The organism is Tardiphaga sp. OK246, from assembly GCF_900188215.1.
Lineage (GTDB): Bacteria > Pseudomonadota > Alphaproteobacteria > Rhizobiales > Xanthobacteraceae > Tardiphaga > Tardiphaga robiniae.
Window position 1 is genome coordinate 1 of sequence record NZ_FZOX01000010.1, and the last position, 17440, is coordinate 17440.

A 17440-nucleotide genomic window follows, 5' to 3' on the forward strand; every position below is an offset into this window, starting at 1 on the left:
AATCGACAGCCCCATGCCAATGCCATCCCGCTTGGTCGTGAAGAACGGATTGAAGATCATATCGAGATGATCGGGGTCGATACCCACCCCCGCATCTTCGACGGTGACGCAGACCTCTCCCAATGGATCCATCGCCGACACGACAGTCACACGCCGTTGTTGATTCTTCGATGAATTGATGGCATCGGCCGCGTTGGACACCAGGTTCAACATCACCTGTTGCAACTGCACCCGATCGCCAACGATCGACGGCTGGTCAGGCTGAAGATCAACGTCCAGCGCAATTTCCTGTCGCGACAGTTCCGGCTGCACGATCAAAAGAACGCCTTCGATCATCTCATTGAAGTCGAGCGGCTCGGACACCACTGGCGCGTTGCGCGCAATCGCGCGGACGCGCTGGATGATCGCTCCGGCGCGATGCCCCTCCGCGATGGCTCGCTCCGCGGCAGCGCGGGCTTCGCCGACATTGGCCTTCTCGCCCTTGAGCCATTGCACGCAGGCCTCGGCATTCATGACAACGGCCATCAGCGGCTGATTGACTTCATGCGCAATGGACGCGGTGAGCTGTCCCATCGTGGTGATCCGCGACATGCGCGCCAGTTCCGCCTGCGCGACCTGAAGCGCCGCCGTGCTCTCGCGCAGCTTGCGGTCGGCGCGGTCCTTGTACAAGGCCATTTCGATCACGGTGCGCAGTTGCAGATCCTCGAACGGCTTGAGCAGATAGCCGAATGGCTCGGCCTGACTGGCGCGCCTGACCGTCTCGTCATCGGCATAGGCCGTGAGGAACACTACCGGAATTTGGCATCTGGCGCGGATCTGCCGGGCGGCATCGATGCCGTCTATATCGCCTTCCAGACGGATGTCCATCAGCACCAGATCGGGGCGATTGCTGATCGCAAGCTCAACGGCCGCCTCGCCGCGGGCCGTCACCCCGATCACGGAATGACCGATCCGGCCGAGTTGCTCGCTGATATCGCGGGCAACTATGCGATCGTCCTCGACGACCATCACGCGGGCGCGCGTTGTCATGGCGCGAGCCTCGCGCGACGACCAGCCTGGAATGTAAGGGTACAAGTCGTGCCGCCGGTATCGTCGACAGAGAACGTGCCATGCAGCTGCTCGACGAGATCGCGCACCAGCTGCAGACCGAGTGATCTGGTTTCGATGAAGTCGAACTGCTCGGGCATTCCGATGCCGTCATCCGCGACGGTCAGAATGCATGTCCCGTCGTCGCGGCTGCCGAACCGAACCTTGATATATCCGCTGCGTTCACCGGGAAAGGCGTGTTTGAACGCATTGGAGACGAGCTCGTTGATGATAAGGCCGCAGGAGACAGCGCGATCCATATCCAGTGTGACGTCATCGCTTTCGGCCGTGATCTCGACGCGAGCCCGCCCATAGGCGCGGCGCAGATGCGTGCACAGACTGAGCACATGGGTCTGCATCTGGATCTCAGCGAAGTTGCCGGCACGATACAGATTTTCATGCACCAGCGCCATCGACCGCACGCGGTTGCGGCTATCTGCAAACAGCGCCGCGGTGATCGGGTCGGTGATGCGCGACGCCTGCAGGTTCAGGAGACTACTGATAAGCTGCAGGTTGTTCTTGACGCGGTGATGCACTTCCTTGAGCAGCGCTTCCTTTTCGTTCAGCGATGCTTCCAGTCTTTCCCGTGCAGCGTTTCCGGTTGTGATGTCCATCATCGCGCGGCGGAGCTCGAGCTGGTTCATGATCTGCCGCGCGAGCGCCTGCAGCGTGAAGCGCTGGCGTGTCGACAGACCATCCGGGCGCGGCGTGTGATCCAACACACAAACGGTACCGATCGGCAGTCCGTTCTGTGTTTCCAGCAGCGCGCTGGCATAGAAGCGGAGCCTGGGACCCCCGCTCACCAATGGATTATGCTGGAAGCGTGTATCCGAAGACAGATCGGGGATCACGAAAAGATCCGTCTGGCGGATCGCCTGCGCGCAGATCGAATGATCGAGCGGCAGTTCCCGATCGCCGTGCCCGATACCGGTAAGGGTCCAGTGCCGGTCGCCATCTATCAGATTGATGGCCGCGATCGGCGCATCGCAGATATCCGACGCGATCTGCACGAAGTCTGCGAAATCCACATCAGATGCAGAATCGAGAATATCGTATCGATGCAAGGCCGCGATGCGATCGCGTTCATTCCACATGTCAGGCACTTATGTCGGCGTCATCCGAACCATCACGCCAAAACGGGACCGATGGCGGGCGAGCGTGTAACCTATTCCGCCGCGGCACAAAATGAAACCACGCCCCATGGCCTCCGGAGGTCCGGTTACCACCCATATTTGAGCTCTAAACCCAGATAATTGCAGTCGTGCCCGCCGACGTTCCGCACCGTGTCGCCAATGGCGTAATGCACCGCCTCCACGGCTCCCGTCAGGTTGGCGTTGAAGACGTAATCCGCTCGAAGCTGCGAATAGACCCCCGTCCAGCGGCTGCCCTGCCCAGCCGTGCCCGCGACGGCAACGTTGGGCTGAACATAAACGGCATCGGCAACCGTCTGGCGCCACTGCATGCCGAGCCCGGCGGTCACCGTCAGATTGGCAATGGGCTTCACCGTCAGTGTCGGCTTGAGATGGATCAGGTTGGCGTAGCCGGTATAGCCTGCCAGCGAGAAATAGTAGCCGTTCGGGAACAGCGGATTGAACGTAGCGATCGTGTTGTCACCCGCACGCCCGTCACCTGACGCCGCATCCGCCTGCAAGCCGATCCTTGGCGTCCATGCGGCGTTAGAGAATGTGTAACCGGTGCGGCCGCCCAGTGCCCAGGCCTCGATCTCCTTAGGCCCGACATGCCCTGTCTGCCCCATCGCCTCGAGATCCCAATCGAAGCCATTGGCATTACCGGCAAAGCGGACGTCGAAGATGTGCCGCGTCTCTTCGCCCAAGGCGTCGAGATAACGCGCAGACGACCGCTCGAACAGGGAGTAGTAGCCGGAGAGTTCGTTGTCGCCGAACACCTTGCGTTCGATACGCGCAGTGCTGAAGCGGAAATTCTGGCCGGAGAAGTCGTCGAACACATCGCCAAAGCGATATTGCACCGGCTGGCTGACAAAGCCGATGAAACGCCACAACCCGGTCTCGTAATCCGCCCACACCGCATCGAAGGACTGCCGCACATTCGGCCCGTCGCGCGAGGACACAAAGCGTTGCAGATCGAAGGCAAAATCCTGCCGGCCGACGCGCGCCTTGAAGATGCCATCACCCAGCGCACCGCTATAGGCGATAAATGCCAGTCTCAGATCGAACTGGTTCTGGTCGCCCGGCGAGACGCTCGCCTTGTCAATGGTGCGGACATCCTCCAGCTGCGTGAAGATCTGCCAGTTCTCGTTCAGCCGGATGTCGACATGCATCTGCAGCCGTTGCAGCAGATAGGAATCGCCGCGCGTATTGCCGACGCCGAAATTCGGAGCGTCGTTGAACTCAAATCGCTCGCGCAGACTGGCACCTAGCGAGATATAGCTTTTCGGATCGGTGACAAAGAGCGGGATATATTTCAGAGCGTCGAATGGCTCGGTGCGCAACGCCGAAGTGGCGAGCGCAGACCAGTCTTCCTGCCAGCGATTGGTTAGAAGCTTCGGGCGCGCTGGCGTTAGCGCTGAATCGTCTGCATGCGCAGGCGGCAGCAGGACCGCGCTAAAGGCCAGCGCGGTCGCGGCTATCCAAGCCTTACTTGCCGACGGCAGAGTGAATCTCGGCAACATAGCCTCCGGGGAATTTTACCAGCGCTGCGCGGCGCGCATCCGCGACATAGGGCTCGACCAGCACCGTGGCACCGACCGTCTTCGCCTTGGCCAGCGTCTCGTCGAGCGACGGCACTTCATAGCCGGTCAGCTCATGGCCATAAGGATAAGGAAGCACGCCGTCGGTCACCAGCACAGTCATCTTGCCGAACTTCGACGTGATGCGAACCCGACGGTAGGTATCGTTGGGGCGGCCGATCTCGATGCCCGGCGCCTTCGCCGTGTCGGAGACAACGTTGCCTTTCGAGAAAGCGACAAAGCTCTTCACGAACTGGTCGGCCCGGCCGGCCGGAACGTAGACGCGATTTTCCGGGACCGTCTGCAGTTCCGGATAGGACGGCGCCGTCGTGTGCCAATAGAGCTGCATGTTGATGCCGCCCGGCCATTGCACAACGACGTCGCGGCCGATCGGATCGGGAAACGTCTTGACCAGCACGTCGGCGCCCGCGCCTTGCGCGGCTCTGACGGCGGCATCGATATCTGTAACGAGATAGCCGGTGCGCTCATGGCCGAATGGATAGGGAATCGGAGTCTTGAAGCCAAACACCGAGACCGACCCTGCCGGGGTCAGCAGAAGCTGCGACGTCGTGCTGCTCGGTGTCGGCGTCACTGTCGCAACTACCTGTTTGGTGCTCTTGCCACCAAAAGTCGCGATGAAGCTTTCGACAAAGCGATCGACCTCGTCCGGCGCAACATAGACGTGCGTCGTGTCATACTGCGCGCCGACGGCAAAGCCGACCTTCGCCGGCGCCTCGCGCGACCATGCATCTTGCGGCGCGGCCGATAGCAACGCGATGGAAAGAATGGCGGCGGTGAATTTGAACAAACGCATCACGGCAGTCCTTGTGGCGACTAGTGCTGATCGACCAGTTCGGGCTTCGACGTCGGGTTTTTCAGATCCAGCGTCAGAAAATGCCGGACCACGGGGGCGTCGGGCCCGATGTGATATTGCGTCATCTCGCGCTGCACATCGGCATCAGCCTTCGAGACGCGGTGATGCTGCCGCAGATGCTCCGCCCATGATTCCACCAGGAACCATTCGACGATCTTCTCCGGATCGGCGGCATCCTCGGTGATGCCCCAGCCATAAGCGCCGTCGCGACGACGCGCTTCGGAGAGGCGCTTGAGCCCGGTGAAGAACGGCGCGCGGTTTTGACGCGCGATTCGATATTCAATCAGGATCAGGACGGGCCCGCGGTCATGTTCGACCTCGTCCGACGTCAGCGGCTCCGGCCAGTAATTGGACGGCGCGAGATCGGCTTCGCCTGTCGGCAGCTTCACCCGGTGCATGATGAAGGCGGCGACAGCGAGACCGCATGCGCTAACCAGCAGCGTCGCCGGCAGGCTCAGCGCTTGGGCCACCGCGCCCCAGCCGAGGCTTCCAGCAGCCATGGCACCGTTGAACACCATCAGATAGACAGCGAGACCGCGACCACGCACCCAGTTCGGCAGCACCGCCTGCGCGACGCCACTGAACGTCGTCAGCGCCGTGATCCACGCAGAACCGAGCAGCAGCAGAACCGGCAGCCCAACCCATTTCGGCGGCGCGAAGGACAGTACAGCCATCACACACGCCGACAACAGCGCGGCGATCAGCAGCAGCGCGTCGGAGTCGAGCTTCGCGCGGAGCCGCGGCAGCACCAGCGCGCCACCGATCGCGCCTGCACCAACCGCACCAAGCAGCACGCCGTAAAAACTGGCATCGCCACGCAGCAGAATACGCGCCACCAGCGGCAGCAGAGCCCAGATCGAGCTGGAGAATGCAAAGAAGATCGTTGCCCGCAGCAGCACGATGTGCAGTTCACGGCTAGAGCGGGTGTAGCGCAATCCGGCCCGGAACGCGCCGAAGAACTTCTCTGACAACACGTCATTCTCGGCCTTGGCGCGCGGCCACCACAGCAGTGCTGCGATGACGAACATGTAGCTGATGACATCGGCGCCATAGGTGACGGCGGCGCCGAATGTCGCCAGCAGGATGCCGCCGGCGGCCGGGCCGATCGAGCGCGAGACATTGATGCCCAGTGAATTCAGCGCGACCGCGCTCTTGATGTCCTGCCGCGGCACGAGCTCCGGCACGATCGCCTGCCATGTCGGCCCGACCAGTGCGGCGCCGATGCCGCCGATGAAGGTCAGCCCGATCAGCAGATTGACCGTCAGCAGCCCGTAATAAGACAGCATCATCAGCGTCGCGCTCACCAAGGCGAGCAGCACCTGCACCGCGATCAGGAATTTACGGCGATCGAGAATATCGGACAGCACCCCGGCGGGGATCGCAAACAGGAAGATCGGAAGCGTGCCCGCGGCCTGGATCATGGTGACCGCTGCGGGCACCGCCGACAGGTCTGTGACGAGCCAGGAGCTCGCCACGTCGCGCATGAAGCTGCCGGTATTGCCCATCACCGTCGCGACCCAGATCACCGCGAAGATGGATTGGCGGAATGGCGCGAAGGCGCTGGTTGCCTTGGCCGGCTCGGCGGCTCCGCTCATGGTTTTGCCTTCCTGGCCCGGTCATTAAGGTCATGCCATGCGACGAGCAGGAAGCCGCCGCACAGGCCGATATGTTCGAAAAACGAATTGGCGCTCATAAAGCGCTCTGGCGGAGCCAGCTCCCAGAACCGATTCGCCAGAAATGTCGCGATCAGCGTAAAGCCTGCCAGCGAGAGTGCACCGAGCCAGCGCCACACGCCACCAAGAATCAATAGCGAGGCAACCAGTTCGAGCCCAATCGTCGCCAGCGCGAAGGGCGCCGCCGGCTGCAGTCCGAAATGGTTCATCTCGGCAATCGCCCCCGGAAGGTCGAACGCCTTGACGAGCCCGCCCTGCAGATAGGCCGCACACAGGCCGAGCAAACCCAGCCAATGCATAACGGGTGCCCCGATCACGCGACGTGCGAGATTCGTGATCATACCGCCCAGCACGCGCAGCCGAGTGCGCCCCAGAAACTTTTGAGATCGGCGATGGGCAGCCTGCTGGACCACGCTGTCGCGTGATCGTGGCCGTGCACGCCGCAGGAATTGGCGCAGCCGCAGGTCATCGCCATCTTCTGCGCGACGACCTGTCCATTCGCATCGGGTGCAGCCCATGCGCCGTAGCCGCCGAAGGTGCGTACAGGTGACCAGTCCGGCATCGCCGGCGGCGGCGCATTCTCGTCGAGCTTGGCAAAATCACCGACGGCATAGACAACCTTTCCGCCGACGATTGTCAGCACTGCGCTCGTGTCGGCAATCTCGTTCTCCGCGCAGGAGAAGAAGTCACGATCGGGTACGACGATATCGGCGAGCTGGCCAACCTGGATGCGGCCCTTCTTGCCTTCTTCGTTCGAGAACCACGTTACGTTTTCGGTCCACATGCGCAACGCCGTTTCGCGGTCGAGGCAGTTGCGCCGCGGATAGAGCTGCATGCCGCCGACGGTACGGCCGGTGACCAGCCAGGACAGCGACACCCACGGATTATAGGAGGCCACGCGCGTGGCATCGGTGCCGGCGGAAACCTTGACGCCCTTGGCGAGCATCTTCGACACCGGGGGCGTCGCTTCTGCGGCGCCATGGCCGTAGCGCTCGACGAAATATTCGCCCTGATAGGCCATGCGGTGCTGCACGGCGATGCCGCCACCAAGGGCGGCGATACGGTCGATCGACTGATCCGAAATCGTTTCAGCGTGGTCGAAGAACCAGTTTAGCCCTTCCAGCGGCATCTCCTGATTGACGCGCTCGAACACATCCAGCGCACGGCTGATGGTCTCGTCATAGGTCGCGTGCATACGCCACGGCCATTTGTTCTGGACCAGAACGCGCACAACATCCTCGAGCTCGCCTTCCATTTCCGGCTCCATATCCGGGCGCGGCTGGCGGAAATCCTCGAAATCGGCAGCAGAGAACACCAGCATTTCGCCAGCGCCGTTATGGCGGAAATAGTCGTCGCCCTGCTTGTATTTGGACGTCTTGGTCCAGTTCAGGAAGTCGTCCTTCTCGCCCTTCGGCTTTTGGGTGAAGAGGTTATAGGCGAGACGGATCGTCAACTGATTCTCGTCATGCAGCTTCTGGATGACGGCATAATCCTCGGGATAGTTCTGGAAACCGCCGCCGGCATCGATGGCGCCGGTGACACCGAGGCGGTTGAGCTCGCGCATGAAATGGCGGGTGGAGTTGACCTGATAGTCGAATGGCAGCTTCGGCCCCTTGGCCAGCGTCGCATAGAGAATGCCGGCATTGGGCTTGGCCAGCAGCAGCCCGTTCGGATTGCCGTTAGCGTCGCGAATGATCTCACCGCCTGGCGGGTTTGGCGTGTCCTTCGTATAGCCGACGGCGCGCAGCGCGGCGCCATTGAGCAGTGCGCGATCATAGAGATGCAGCAAGAATACCGGTGTATCCGGCGCGACGGCATTCAACTCGTCGATTGTCGGCAACCGCTTCTCGACGAACTGATGCTCGGTGAAGCCACCGACAACGCGCACCCATTGCGGCGGCGGGGTGATGGCGACCTGACGTTTCAGCATGTTCATGGCCTCGGAAAGCGAGCGCACGCCATCCCAGCGTAGCTCCATGTTGAAGTTCAGGCCGCCGCGAATGATGTGCAAGTGATTGTCGATCAGGCCGGGCAGCACGCGCTTGCCCTTGAGGTCGACGACCTTCGTCTTCGGTCCCGCCAGGGGCAGAATGTCCGCGTTATGGCCGACATGGGTGAAGCGACCATCCTTGATGGCCACCGCGCTGGCGACGGGATTGGAGCGATCGAGCGTCGTGAACAGGCCACGATGGAGAATGAGATCGGAGGTCTGCGGCTCGGTCATGGGGAGTTCCTTCGGCGATAGTGAATTGAACAGTCGATGTGATCGTGAGGCGGGTGCCGGAGACTAACCGCCGGCGGGCGGCTGCGGCGCCTTCTCGGCCACGACACGCGTATCGGAGCGCTGGCCCTTCGGCAGATGGCCGAACATGTGTGGCTTCACCTGTTCGAGCCAGGACTGCACCACCGGCTCCTTCTGCCAGAGGCTGCGTACCAACGGCGGCAATTGCTCGCCGACGAGAATGCCGAGCAGGCCGACCAGCGCCACCACCGGTGGCGCCGGAGAGCGCACATTGATCAGACTGTAGATGACGCCCACCAGCAGGCCTGCGCCCAGCGAGATCATGTGTGCTTTCATATCGTTGTCCTCGGTTGTGTGACGTGACGGCTTACTTGGCCGGGCCGCCTTCGGAAGCGTGCTCGCCGAGCGCCCACTTCGAGAAGCGGATCTGGATGCCGTAAGGCGAATGCGCGCGCTGGATGTCCATCATGCCCTCATAGGTCTCGCTGCGCGCCCAATCCTGCTGCAGCTCATAAGCGTATTGCGAAGACGTGATCGGCACCGCGCCAGCCTGGATGGCGCGCTGCATGGCGCGCTCATGCGCTTCCGGCGAGAGATCGCCGCAGGCGTCGGCAGCAATGTAGATTTCAAAGCCTTCGCGCAGCATGTCTAGGGTCGGGAAGATCACGCAGGCTTCTGTCCACAGACCGGCGATCACGAATTTCTTGCGGCCGGTGGCGGCGACGGCCTTGCGGAAGTTCGGATCGAGCCACGAATTCATTGAGGTGCGATCGATGATCTCCTGTCCTGGAAACAGCGACACCACCTCGGGGATGAACGGGCCGGAAAACGACTCTGCCGCAACGGTTGTCAGAACGGTCGGAATCTTGAAGAGCTTCGCGGCTTTTGCAAGAATCTGGACGTTGTTCAATGTGACAAGGCGATCGTGCGACTGGACGCCCTGGAACATCGCGGGCTGAAAATCGATCAGCGCGATGGCGCTATTCTGCGGGGTCAACATTTCCTGAAATGACATTCTGGTTCTCCGTGAAAGGATTGTGACGATTTCAAACTCGCGCACGCCGCAGGCGAATTTTCTTCAGCTGATGACGGGCGCTACTTCTGGTTTTACGAGCGACCGGTCTGGACCGCGAAGTCTCCACGCTATGTGCGCGAGAATGGCGGACAGCGTCTTGTCTGGAAGTCATCGACTTTGAATGATCGGTCACGGCACTATGTCGTAGACGACTTACTGCGGTCTATCGTGTCTCGCCAAACCGCGCGAACAATTACCACCAAAGTTGTGCCAACTCCAGGATAGCTCGAACCTCGCGCCGAGGCCTCCGCTTCCTTCAAATGAATTCAAGACGGATTGAGCTGCATCCCCGTCTTGATTCACAAGCGACTATTTCGTAGTGGCTGCTTCGCGCCAAAAAAGGCGCGTCACTGCATGATGCGCCTTAGATCCCTTTAGAGGTCCACCTGCTCAGACATGACAAGTGCATCATCTACCTCAATTCCAAGATACCGCACCGTACTTTCGAGTTTTGTGTGGCCTAAGAGCAATTGCGCCGCTCGAAGATTGGCGCGACAGCCGGTCGAGACGGCGCGCGAACGCCGCCTCGCGCCGATCCTCCCCATCCGGAGACAGAAACGAGGTGACCGCCGCTTCCATGATCGCCGATCGGGAAAGCTTCTTGCGGTCGGCAAGATCGGCGATCTGCTTCAGAAGGTCCGGCGGGAAATACACATTCATCCGGTCCCGCATGGTCTCACAACTCCATACCGTCATTCGGGTCGAGCGAGACCTGGCGGACGATGCCACGCATCTGCTGGTGCAGGATGCGAGCCTGACGGGCGGCATCGTCCGACTCGTCGTCGAGCACAGCGGCGAACTCTTCCGCAGGCCTCGGATCAGTCGCCTCCTTGGCAATGGCGACATGGTCGGGAAGCTCGGGTTCGCGACGCAAGCCGCGATTGGCGGCATCCTGTTCCGCCTTCTGGATCTCACCAAGCAACACGGCGTCCGGTGCCTGCGGCGTTAGAGCTGACCACCCATCCGTCCGTGACGACCGGCCAGACTTCGCCGGATCGGGCGGCGTCAGCACTCGTTCGGTGAAACGGTAATCCTCGTAATAGCGAGCTTTCTTCGCCCGGATCGGGGGCGTGCCGGCAACCATGACGATCTCGTCAGTGGGCGGGAGCTGCATCACCTCGCCCGGCGTGAGCAGCGGCCTTGCCGTCTCCTGCCGCGAGACCATGAGGTTACCAAGCCACGGATTCAGCCGGTGACCGGCATAGTTCTTCATGGCGCGCATCTCGGTTGCTGTCCCCAGCGCATCGGAGACACGCTTCGCCGTGCGCTCGTCGTTGGTGGCAAAGCTGACGCGGACATGGCAGTTGTCGAGGATCGCGTTGTTGGGCCCGTAGGCTTTCTCGATCTGGTTCAGCGACTGCGCGATCAGGAAGCTTTTGATGCCGTAACCTGCCATGAAGGCCAGCGCGGATTCTAAGAAGTCGAGCCGGCCGAGCGCGAGCCGGGTGCCGAGATCGACTTCCATTTGCCGGGCGAGATCGCGCGTGAAGGCTTTGAGATCGGTCATCTCGCCGGCGTCCTCGGGCGAGGCGATGAAGCGGAAATGATGCCGGTCGTCCTTGCAGCGATCCGCAAAGGCGGCATCGTCAGTGCGGTCATAGCCGGCATCGAACATCACCGCCTTCTCGCTACCGCGGGTGACGCCGTCGCGCTTCAGATAGGAAAGATGAGCGGTCAGCGGCGCGGAACGAAACGAAACGGCCCTGATGGCGGACGACGCGCGCCTTCACCACCACGCGCCGCGCCGGGCTGAACAGGCGGTTGCGGCCAAAATTGATCCGGCCGCGCCCGAAGGTCGAGCGCCCGTAGCTTGAGGAGCGCTTCCCCGCAGCCGCAAGACTGGAGGTGGGACCGGACTTCTTCGCCGCGCGCAGCACCTGGTTGATGAAGCTCTTGGGCTTTGCCGCTCGCGTGCCGCGGATGCGGCCAGGCCGGATGCGTAAATCGCTGTCGCCTACGCTCACAGCAATCGCTCCACGGGCAAGGAATGGGGAGCAGTGCCGAAAACACTTTTGAATTCATTAGCGAAAGCATCAGGCGCGGCACGCGCCCCGACCGACCGGCACGGCCGAACCCAAGCCATTCCAATGGCTTGTGGTTCGAGCGGCGAGCCGCTTTTATCTCGCCGTCCCGCTGTCGCGCTTCCCTGCTGCTCTCGCCTTCCCAGCCATTCTATCCCGGAGCACGCCATGGCGCGCCCGACTGCACATACCGTCATTGGGGATCTCCCACACTAGATCGAACAATAAACAAGCTGCGCGCTTGCGGCACGAGCGCAGAGATATTGCGCGTCGGATCGCTCGCCGGAACGTGGTTCGATCGACGTTCAGCCGACACACGATCGGCAGCGCTTGCCCCTTCGGGTCGCCCGATGAACAGCGGCGCCTCGGTCCATAACCTCGAATGACCAACTGCGACGGAGATCGGACCGGCGAATTCACCGCCACCGAACAAAGGAGCAAGCGCTGGCATCACCGGACGCGCTGGCGACGACGCGCTTAGCTTCCAGCTGGGTAGATTTTGGAAAAGTGAGGTTCTGGATGACATCCTGTCGGAAGGGACCAAAGGTCAACATCCCATCCCGGGCTGAGTGTCGAAAAAACTGCGGAAAACACCGCAAAGCCCCGATAACATGCTGATTTTATTACGGTAGGTGTCGCCATCACACGCGAGAGGTCCAAGGTTCGATCCCTTGTGCGCCCACCATTTAAGCCCGTGATTGCTGAGCTTTTTTCGCTCCCAACTTTTCCTGATAAATAACTCAGCACAGAACGATGCGCGGACGATGCGCAACGATCCGTGGAATGTGCTCCCCTCTCGTTCGCTCGGGGGCCGGGATGAAGATCGCGTGGGATGAATAGTGCGGCTCGTTTGCTGGCCGCCCGTCGATGTTGATCAAGCGCCTGCTGGATCGCTGGGGCTGGCGTGTGTGGGAACAGAGCACGTAGACAGATAAGGGCGGTGGAAGAAAGTCGGTGAACACCTCGCCCAGCGCGTTTTTCGGCGAGCTTGCCCAGGTAAGATCTCCGACATGCTCGGGAATATCCGCAATCCGCACGCGACCTCATAAGGCCAAGTGGCCAACCGGGATGGCACGTCGGAAAAGTGCGCTGACGCGACCCATTCAAGTCTGGATTACCGCAATTGCCGTGCGCGTCGCGTTGCAGCTTCATGTTAAAATATCGGTGTGGATTCGCGATGCAGCCTTTCACCCTGTACCTACGAACACTTAAGCAGACGAGCTCATGAGCCCGCTTGACAGCCCCAATTCCAGGCCAGCGCGTCTGGCAGCGCAGTCATCACCGCAAGGAATTGCGGCTGATCTTGTTGCGGTGCTGGTAGCCGTGACCTCGGGTGAGCCTCGTGTTCTAACGATCCAGGATCAGCGCGCCCTGCCCTCCGGGCCTTTCGAACTCGCCCATCGTTCGCTGCAATCGGGGCTGCGTGCCTGGGTCGAACGGCAGACACGGTTGCCGCTCGGTTATGTCGAACAGCTTTACACCTTTGCCGATCGTGATCGCGCTGGCGCCACTGGGCAGCATGTCATCTCGATCAGCTATCTTGGCCTGACACGAGAACAACCGGCATTCGGCGAACACGAGGCCAGATGGCGCGGCTGGTATGATTATTTCCCCTGGGAGGATCATCGTGACGGCCCACCGCCGCTGATGGAGAAAGCTCTGCAGCCAGGGCTCAAAGCCTGGGCTTCTGCAGCATCCGATCGGGCGGCACAGCGCGCTCGTCGGCAGCGCGCCGCAATGCTCTTCGGTTTCGAAGAACACAGCTGGAACGAGGAACTGGTTCTGCAGCGATACGAACTATTATACGAGGCAAAACTGATCCCCGAGGCGACACGCGGAAATTCCTCAACATCCACGTCGACCCATGCGGCTTTATCGAACACGCCGGGTCACCCCATGATCCTGGACCATCGCCGGATTCTGGCCACCGGGATCGCAAGACTCAGGGCCAAGATCAAATACCATCCTGTCGTGTTTGAATTGATGCCGGACACATTCACGCTGCTGCAATTGCAACGCTGTGTTGAGGCGCTGGCGGGACGGCAAGTGCACAAGCCGAATTTCCGCCGCCTGATCGAGCAGCAGGAACTCGTTGAGGAAACTGGCGAAACCAGCCAGGACACCGGCGGACGCCCTGCAAAACTCTTCCGCTTTCGCCGCGCCGTACTTGCGGAACGCGCCATCGCCGGAACCAAACTTCCCGTCTCGGGGGCTTGACAAGACTTATACTCGATTACAGTATAATATATGCTCAACGAGAGTATATGTCATGCTGTCGATACCTGAACTGCGTCCTTCGGAACATCTCTATGCGAAAGTGCGCCACGCGATCCCCGCGATCGAATGGTCGATGCTGTCAAAAGATATCGATGCGATCATCGCGTTGAAGAAAAGCCGCAACGCCGTCATCCTAGCCCACAATTATCAGACACCGGACATCTTCCACTGCGTCGCGGACATTGTCGGCGACAGCCTCGCTTTGGCGCGCGAAGCGATGCACGTGGAGGCCGACGTCATCGTTCTCGCCGGCGTTCACTTCATGGCCGAGACGGCCAAATTACTCAATCCGTCGAAGACCGTGCTGATTCCCGATCGCGGCGCCGGCTGCTCGCTTGCCGACTCCATCACGCCCGAGGACGTGAGGCTGCTGCGGCAAACTTATCCCGGCGTCCCGATCGTGACTTATGTGAACACCTCGGCCGCGGTGAAGGCCGAGTCGGATATCTGCTGCACCTCAGGCAACGCCAAGGCGGTGATCGAGTCGCTTGGCGTTGAACGCGTGATCATGCTGCCGGACGAATATCTGGCCAGGAACATCGCTGCCGAGAGCAATGTTAAAGTGATTACCTGGACCGGTCATTGCGAGGTGCACGAGCGCTTCAGTGCCGAAGAGGTGCGGCAATTGCGCGAGAACCACCCCGGTGTTGTCGTATTGGCGCACCCGGAATGCCCGCCGGACGTCCTGGCGGAGGCCGATTTCTCCGGCTCGACAGCCGCCATGTCGTCCTACGTCGCAAGCAAGCGACCACCGCGGGTCGTGCTTCTGACGGAATGCTCGATGAGCGACAATGTCGCCATCCAGTACCCGGACCTCGAATTCATTCGTCCGTGCAATCTTTGTCCACACATGAAGACAATCACGCTCGGCAACATCCGTCACGCGTTGGAGACGATGCAGCACAAGGTCACGATCGACGACAGTGTCGCAGCGCGCGCACGCCTCGCGGTCGAACGAATGCTGGCCGTCACATGACAGCATTACACGATACGAACGGCGCTCCCGTCATCGTCGGCGGCGGCATCGCCGGCCTCATGACTGCTCTGGCGCTAGCTCCGCAACCGGTACTGCTCCTGACCGGCGCGCCGCTGGGCTCGGAATCGTCGAGTGCGCTTGCGCAAGGTGGTATCGCTGCCAATATCGGGGCGGATGATAGTGCTTCGCTGCATCAGGCAGACACACTCGCCGCCGGTGACGGCTTATGCGATGAAACCATCGCGGCCTCAATCCTCGCTGCAGCGCCCGCCGCGATCGAACAGTTGGTGCGGTTCGGCGTCATGTTCGATCGGGATGCCAGCGGCAAGATCATCCTCGGCCTCGAGGCCGCGCATTCGCGCCGCCGGATCATTCATGCCGGAGGTGACGCAACAGGCCGCGACGTCATTCGAGCCCTGGTTCGCAAAGTCCGCGAGACGCCTTCGATCACGGTGATCGAAGGCGCTACGGCACAGCGCCTGGTCGTCGAAGACAATGCGGTGGTGGGTCTTCTTGGCCATACCGGCCCGGGACCCGTGCTCTTTGCCACCGATCGTGTCGTCATCGCGACCGGCGGCATCGGAGGTCTGTTTCTGCACGGGACGAATCCGGCTGGCTCCTTTGGCCAGGGCCTCGCGCTCGCAGCACGCGCCGGCGCCGTCATGGCCGATCTTGAATTTATCCAATTCCATCCGACGGCGCTCGACAGCAAGTCCTCTCCACTGAAGCTCATCAGTGAGGCCGTACGCGGAGAAGGCGCGATCCTGGTCGATGGAAATGGCGATCGCTTCATGGGCGGTGCCCCTGGCGCCGAGCTTGCGTCCCGCGATATCGTTGCACGTGCCGTCTGGCGGCACATCGCGGCAGGGCATCGGGTTTTTCTCGACGCAAGGGGCGTGAAGGGACTGGACTTTGCGCGGCGTTTCCCGGCCATCACGGCACTTTGTCGCGACGCAGGAATCGATCCGATTATGCAGCCGATCCCCGTCCGCCCCGCTGCGCACTACCACATGGGCGGCATACTGGTTGACCGGACCGGGCGGAGCTCCGTCGACGGTCTGTGGGCCTGCGGCGAGGCTGCCTGCACTGGCCTGCACGGCGCAAACCGGCTCGCCAGTAATTCACTCCTCGAGGCGGCCGTGTGTGGCGGCTGGGTTGCCCAGAATATTGCCGCAACGACCTCCATCCGGCGGCGGCAGCCACTGTTGCCCGGTGGAGTAACAGACAGCGACCCAAGTTTGGTGCGCCCTATTCTGTCGCGTGCCGCAGGCGTATTACGCGATGGCGAAGGCCTGCGTACCGCCGCTCGCGCGCTCTATCCCCTCGCGATCTCGCAGCAAGCTGCAAGCGACCCCGCAATTGTCGGCCTGATGATCGTGATCGCTGCCTTGCGCCGCCAAGAAAGCCGCGGCGCGCATGCACGCACTGACTTCCCGAAGCACACAAGTCTGGCACAGCGTTCGACGCTGCGCCTTGATGATGCGCTTCAAGCCGCGCGAGACGACATCCCGGAACTCGTCGCCTAACCTAAAGGATCGCCATGACGCCCTCGCCGCTCCCCCATGTCATGATCGAGCCATTGGTTCGCATGGCGTTGCTTGAAGATCTCGGACGAGCTGGAGATCTCACGACCGATGCGATCGTGCCAGCCGGCCGACGCGCCACGACACTTCTTGTTGCGCGCCAGCCCGGCGTGGTGGCCGGGCTCGACCTCGCTCGACTCGCCTTTCAACTGATCGATCCCGCGATCGAGATGCATATCGAGCGCAACGATGGCGCAGTTCTGGCGCCCGGTGACGTGATCGCTACGATCACCGGCCCCGCGCGAGGTATTTTAACTGCTGAACGGGTTGCATTGAATTTTCTGTGCCGCCTGAGCGGAATCGCAACGGCAACGGCATCTGTGGTTGCAGCGGTCCGCGACTACCAGACGAAAATTGTTTGCACGCGCAAGACAACGCCAGGGCTGCGCGCCATCGAAAAATATGCGATCCGCGTTGGCGGTGGCAGCAATCACCGGTTCGGCCTCGACGATGCCGTGCTCATCAAGGACAATCACGTCGCCATCGCCGGCGGCGTAACCGAGGCGTTGAAGCGGGCGAAAGCCGGCGTCGGCCACTTGGTCAAGATCGAACTCGAAGTCGATACGCTCGATCAGCTGCGCGAGGCGCTCGATCACGGTGTAGACGCGGTACTCCTTGACAATATAGATCCACCGACGCTCACGGAAGCCGTCGCGATGGTCGCAGGTCGGGCGGTCACCGAAGCCTCTGGCCGCATCACACCCGCGACAGCGCCGCACATCGCTGCGACCGGCGTCGATCTGATCTCAATCGGCTGGCTCACCCATAGCGTCGGCGTTCTCGACATCGGGCTCGATTTCAAACGGGATGATTTCAAGATGTGAGTCAGGTTGTTGACGTTGCTGCGGTCAAACTCAGTATCAATAGAAAGCCTCAGCAAATGAACGGCGGACTAGACGAGCGGCCCGATTGGGGACACTCGTCCA

Annotated in this window: 15 protein-coding genes and 2 pseudogenes; 4 read left to right on the plus strand and 13 right to left on the minus strand. The window is 61.4% G+C overall.

The window, feature by feature from the left end; translation table 11 throughout:
• The 13 genes and pseudogenes from CHC01_RS29800 to CHC01_RS33540 all read right to left on the minus strand — a co-directional run.
• Positions 1–1029, minus strand: a 1029-nt coding sequence (locus tag CHC01_RS29800) for a sensor histidine kinase (RefSeq protein WP_141137203.1), incomplete at its 3' end; no start/stop codon positions are given.
• Positions 1026–2180 carry a sensor histidine kinase gene (locus CHC01_RS32805; protein ID WP_089267968.1) on the minus strand — a complete coding sequence of 385 codons (1155 nt, stop codon included), beginning with the start codon at positions 2178–2180 and terminating at the stop codon, positions 1026–1028. The genes CHC01_RS29800 and CHC01_RS32805, both read right to left, overlap by 4 nt.
• Positions 2181–2305: 125 nt before the next feature.
• Positions 2306–3736: an alginate export family protein gene (locus tag CHC01_RS29810; RefSeq protein ID WP_089267969.1), complete on the minus strand. Its 1431-nt coding sequence runs from the start codon at positions 3734–3736 to the stop codon at positions 2306–2308.
• The gene (locus CHC01_RS29815) at positions 3702–4607 is read right to left on the minus strand and encodes a glyoxalase (protein ID WP_089267970.1); all 906 of its coding nucleotides are present in this window, start codon (positions 4605–4607) and stop codon (positions 3702–3704) included. The genes CHC01_RS29810 and CHC01_RS29815 overlap by 35 nt, the downstream gene beginning before the upstream one ends.
• A 20-nt stretch (positions 4608–4627) precedes the next feature.
• Positions 4628–6262, minus strand: a complete 1635-nt coding sequence (locus tag CHC01_RS29820; RefSeq protein ID WP_089267971.1) for an MFS transporter — start codon at positions 6260–6262, stop codon at positions 4628–4630.
• Positions 6259–6681: a DoxX family protein gene (locus CHC01_RS29825; protein ID WP_089267972.1), complete on the minus strand. Its 423-nt coding sequence runs from the start codon at positions 6679–6681 to the stop codon at positions 6259–6261. The genes CHC01_RS29820 and CHC01_RS29825 overlap by 4 nt, the downstream gene beginning before the upstream one ends.
• Positions 6678–8564: an amidohydrolase gene (locus tag CHC01_RS29830; protein WP_089267973.1), complete on the minus strand. Its 1887-nt coding sequence runs from the start codon at positions 8562–8564 to the stop codon at positions 6678–6680. Before CHC01_RS29830 ends, CHC01_RS29825 begins: the two co-directional genes overlap by 4 nt.
• 63 nt (positions 8565–8627) lie before the next feature.
• Positions 8628–8918, minus strand: a complete 291-nt coding sequence (locus CHC01_RS29835; RefSeq protein WP_089267974.1) for a XapX domain-containing protein — start codon at positions 8916–8918, stop codon at positions 8628–8630.
• 31 nt (positions 8919–8949) lie between these two features.
• Positions 8950–9597: a hydrolase gene (locus tag CHC01_RS29840; protein ID WP_089267975.1), complete on the minus strand. Its 648-nt coding sequence runs from the start codon at positions 9595–9597 to the stop codon at positions 8950–8952.
• Positions 9598–10031: 434 nt separating this feature from the next.
• Positions 10032–10145 (minus strand): annotated as a pseudogene (locus tag CHC01_RS33245) (integrase); the annotation flags it as partial.
• A pseudogene (locus CHC01_RS29850) lies at positions 10144–10329 on the minus strand (CopG family transcriptional regulator); the annotation flags it as partial. The pseudogenes CHC01_RS33245 and CHC01_RS29850, both read right to left, overlap by 2 nt.
• A 4-nt stretch (positions 10330–10333) precedes the next feature.
• Positions 10334–11275, minus strand: coding sequence for a type IV secretory system conjugative DNA transfer family protein (locus CHC01_RS29855; RefSeq protein ID WP_502695690.1), 942 nt, complete (start codon positions 11273–11275; stop codon positions 10334–10336).
• 10 nt (positions 11276–11285) lie between these two features.
• Entirely contained in the window at positions 11286–11621 is a 336-nt protein-coding gene (locus CHC01_RS33540) for a hypothetical protein (protein WP_502695691.1), read from the minus strand.
• 1281 nt (positions 11622–12902) lie between these two features.
• Between CHC01_RS33540 and CHC01_RS29865 the strand changes: the two genes are divergently transcribed.
• From CHC01_RS29865 to nadC, 4 genes are read left to right on the plus strand one after another with little or no spacing between them, the layout of a single operon-like run.
• Positions 12903–13895 carry an NUDIX hydrolase gene (locus CHC01_RS29865; protein ID WP_089267976.1) on the plus strand — a complete coding sequence of 331 codons (993 nt, stop codon included), beginning with the start codon at positions 12903–12905 and terminating at the stop codon, positions 13893–13895.
• A gap of 52 nt (positions 13896–13947) precedes the next feature.
• Entirely contained in the window at positions 13948–14931 is a 984-nt protein-coding gene (gene nadA, locus CHC01_RS29870; RefSeq protein WP_089267977.1) for a quinolinate synthase NadA, read from the plus strand.
• Positions 14928–16457, plus strand: a complete 1530-nt coding sequence (locus CHC01_RS29875; protein WP_089267978.1) for an L-aspartate oxidase — start codon at positions 14928–14930, stop codon at positions 16455–16457. Before nadA ends, CHC01_RS29875 begins: the two co-directional genes overlap by 4 nt.
• Positions 16458–16471: 14 nt before the next feature.
• Positions 16472–17338, plus strand: coding sequence for a carboxylating nicotinate-nucleotide diphosphorylase (gene nadC / locus CHC01_RS29880; protein ID WP_089267979.1), 867 nt, complete (start codon positions 16472–16474; stop codon positions 17336–17338).
• The last annotated feature ends 102 nt before the right edge of the window (positions 17339–17440 follow it).

Excerpts from the sequence above, each read along its gene's own strand:
- CHC01_RS32805 (WP_089267968.1), bottom strand. The coding sequence starts at position 2,180 with ATGTGGAATGAACGCGATCGCATCGCGGCCTTGCATCGATACGATATT.
- CHC01_RS29810 (WP_089267969.1), bottom strand. The coding sequence starts at position 3,736 with ATGTTGCCGAGATTCACTCTGCCGTCGGCAAGTAAGGCTTGGATAGCC.
- CHC01_RS29815 (WP_089267970.1), bottom strand. The coding sequence starts at position 4,607 with ATGCGTTTGTTCAAATTCACCGCCGCCATTCTTTCCATCGCGTTGCTA.
- CHC01_RS29820 (WP_089267971.1), bottom strand. The coding sequence starts at position 6,262 with ATGAGCGGAGCCGCCGAGCCGGCCAAGGCAACCAGCGCCTTCGCGCCA.
- CHC01_RS29825 (WP_089267972.1), bottom strand. The coding sequence starts at position 6,681 with ATGATCACGAATCTCGCACGTCGCGTGATCGGGGCACCCGTTATGCAT.
- CHC01_RS29830 (WP_089267973.1), bottom strand. The coding sequence starts at position 8,564 with ATGACCGAGCCGCAGACCTCCGATCTCATTCTCCATCGTGGCCTGTTC.
- CHC01_RS29835 (WP_089267974.1), bottom strand. The coding sequence starts at position 8,918 with ATGAAAGCACACATGATCTCGCTGGGCGCAGGCCTGCTGGTGGGCGTC.
- CHC01_RS29840 (WP_089267975.1), bottom strand. The coding sequence starts at position 9,597 with ATGTCATTTCAGGAAATGTTGACCCCGCAGAATAGCGCCATCGCGCTG.
- CHC01_RS29865 (WP_089267976.1), top strand. The coding sequence starts at position 12,903 with ATGAGCCCGCTTGACAGCCCCAATTCCAGGCCAGCGCGTCTGGCAGCG.
- nadA (WP_089267977.1), top strand. The coding sequence starts at position 13,948 with ATGCTGTCGATACCTGAACTGCGTCCTTCGGAACATCTCTATGCGAAA.
- CHC01_RS29875 (WP_089267978.1), top strand. The coding sequence starts at position 14,928 with ATGACAGCATTACACGATACGAACGGCGCTCCCGTCATCGTCGGCGGC.
- nadC (WP_089267979.1), top strand. The coding sequence starts at position 16,472 with ATGACGCCCTCGCCGCTCCCCCATGTCATGATCGAGCCATTGGTTCGC.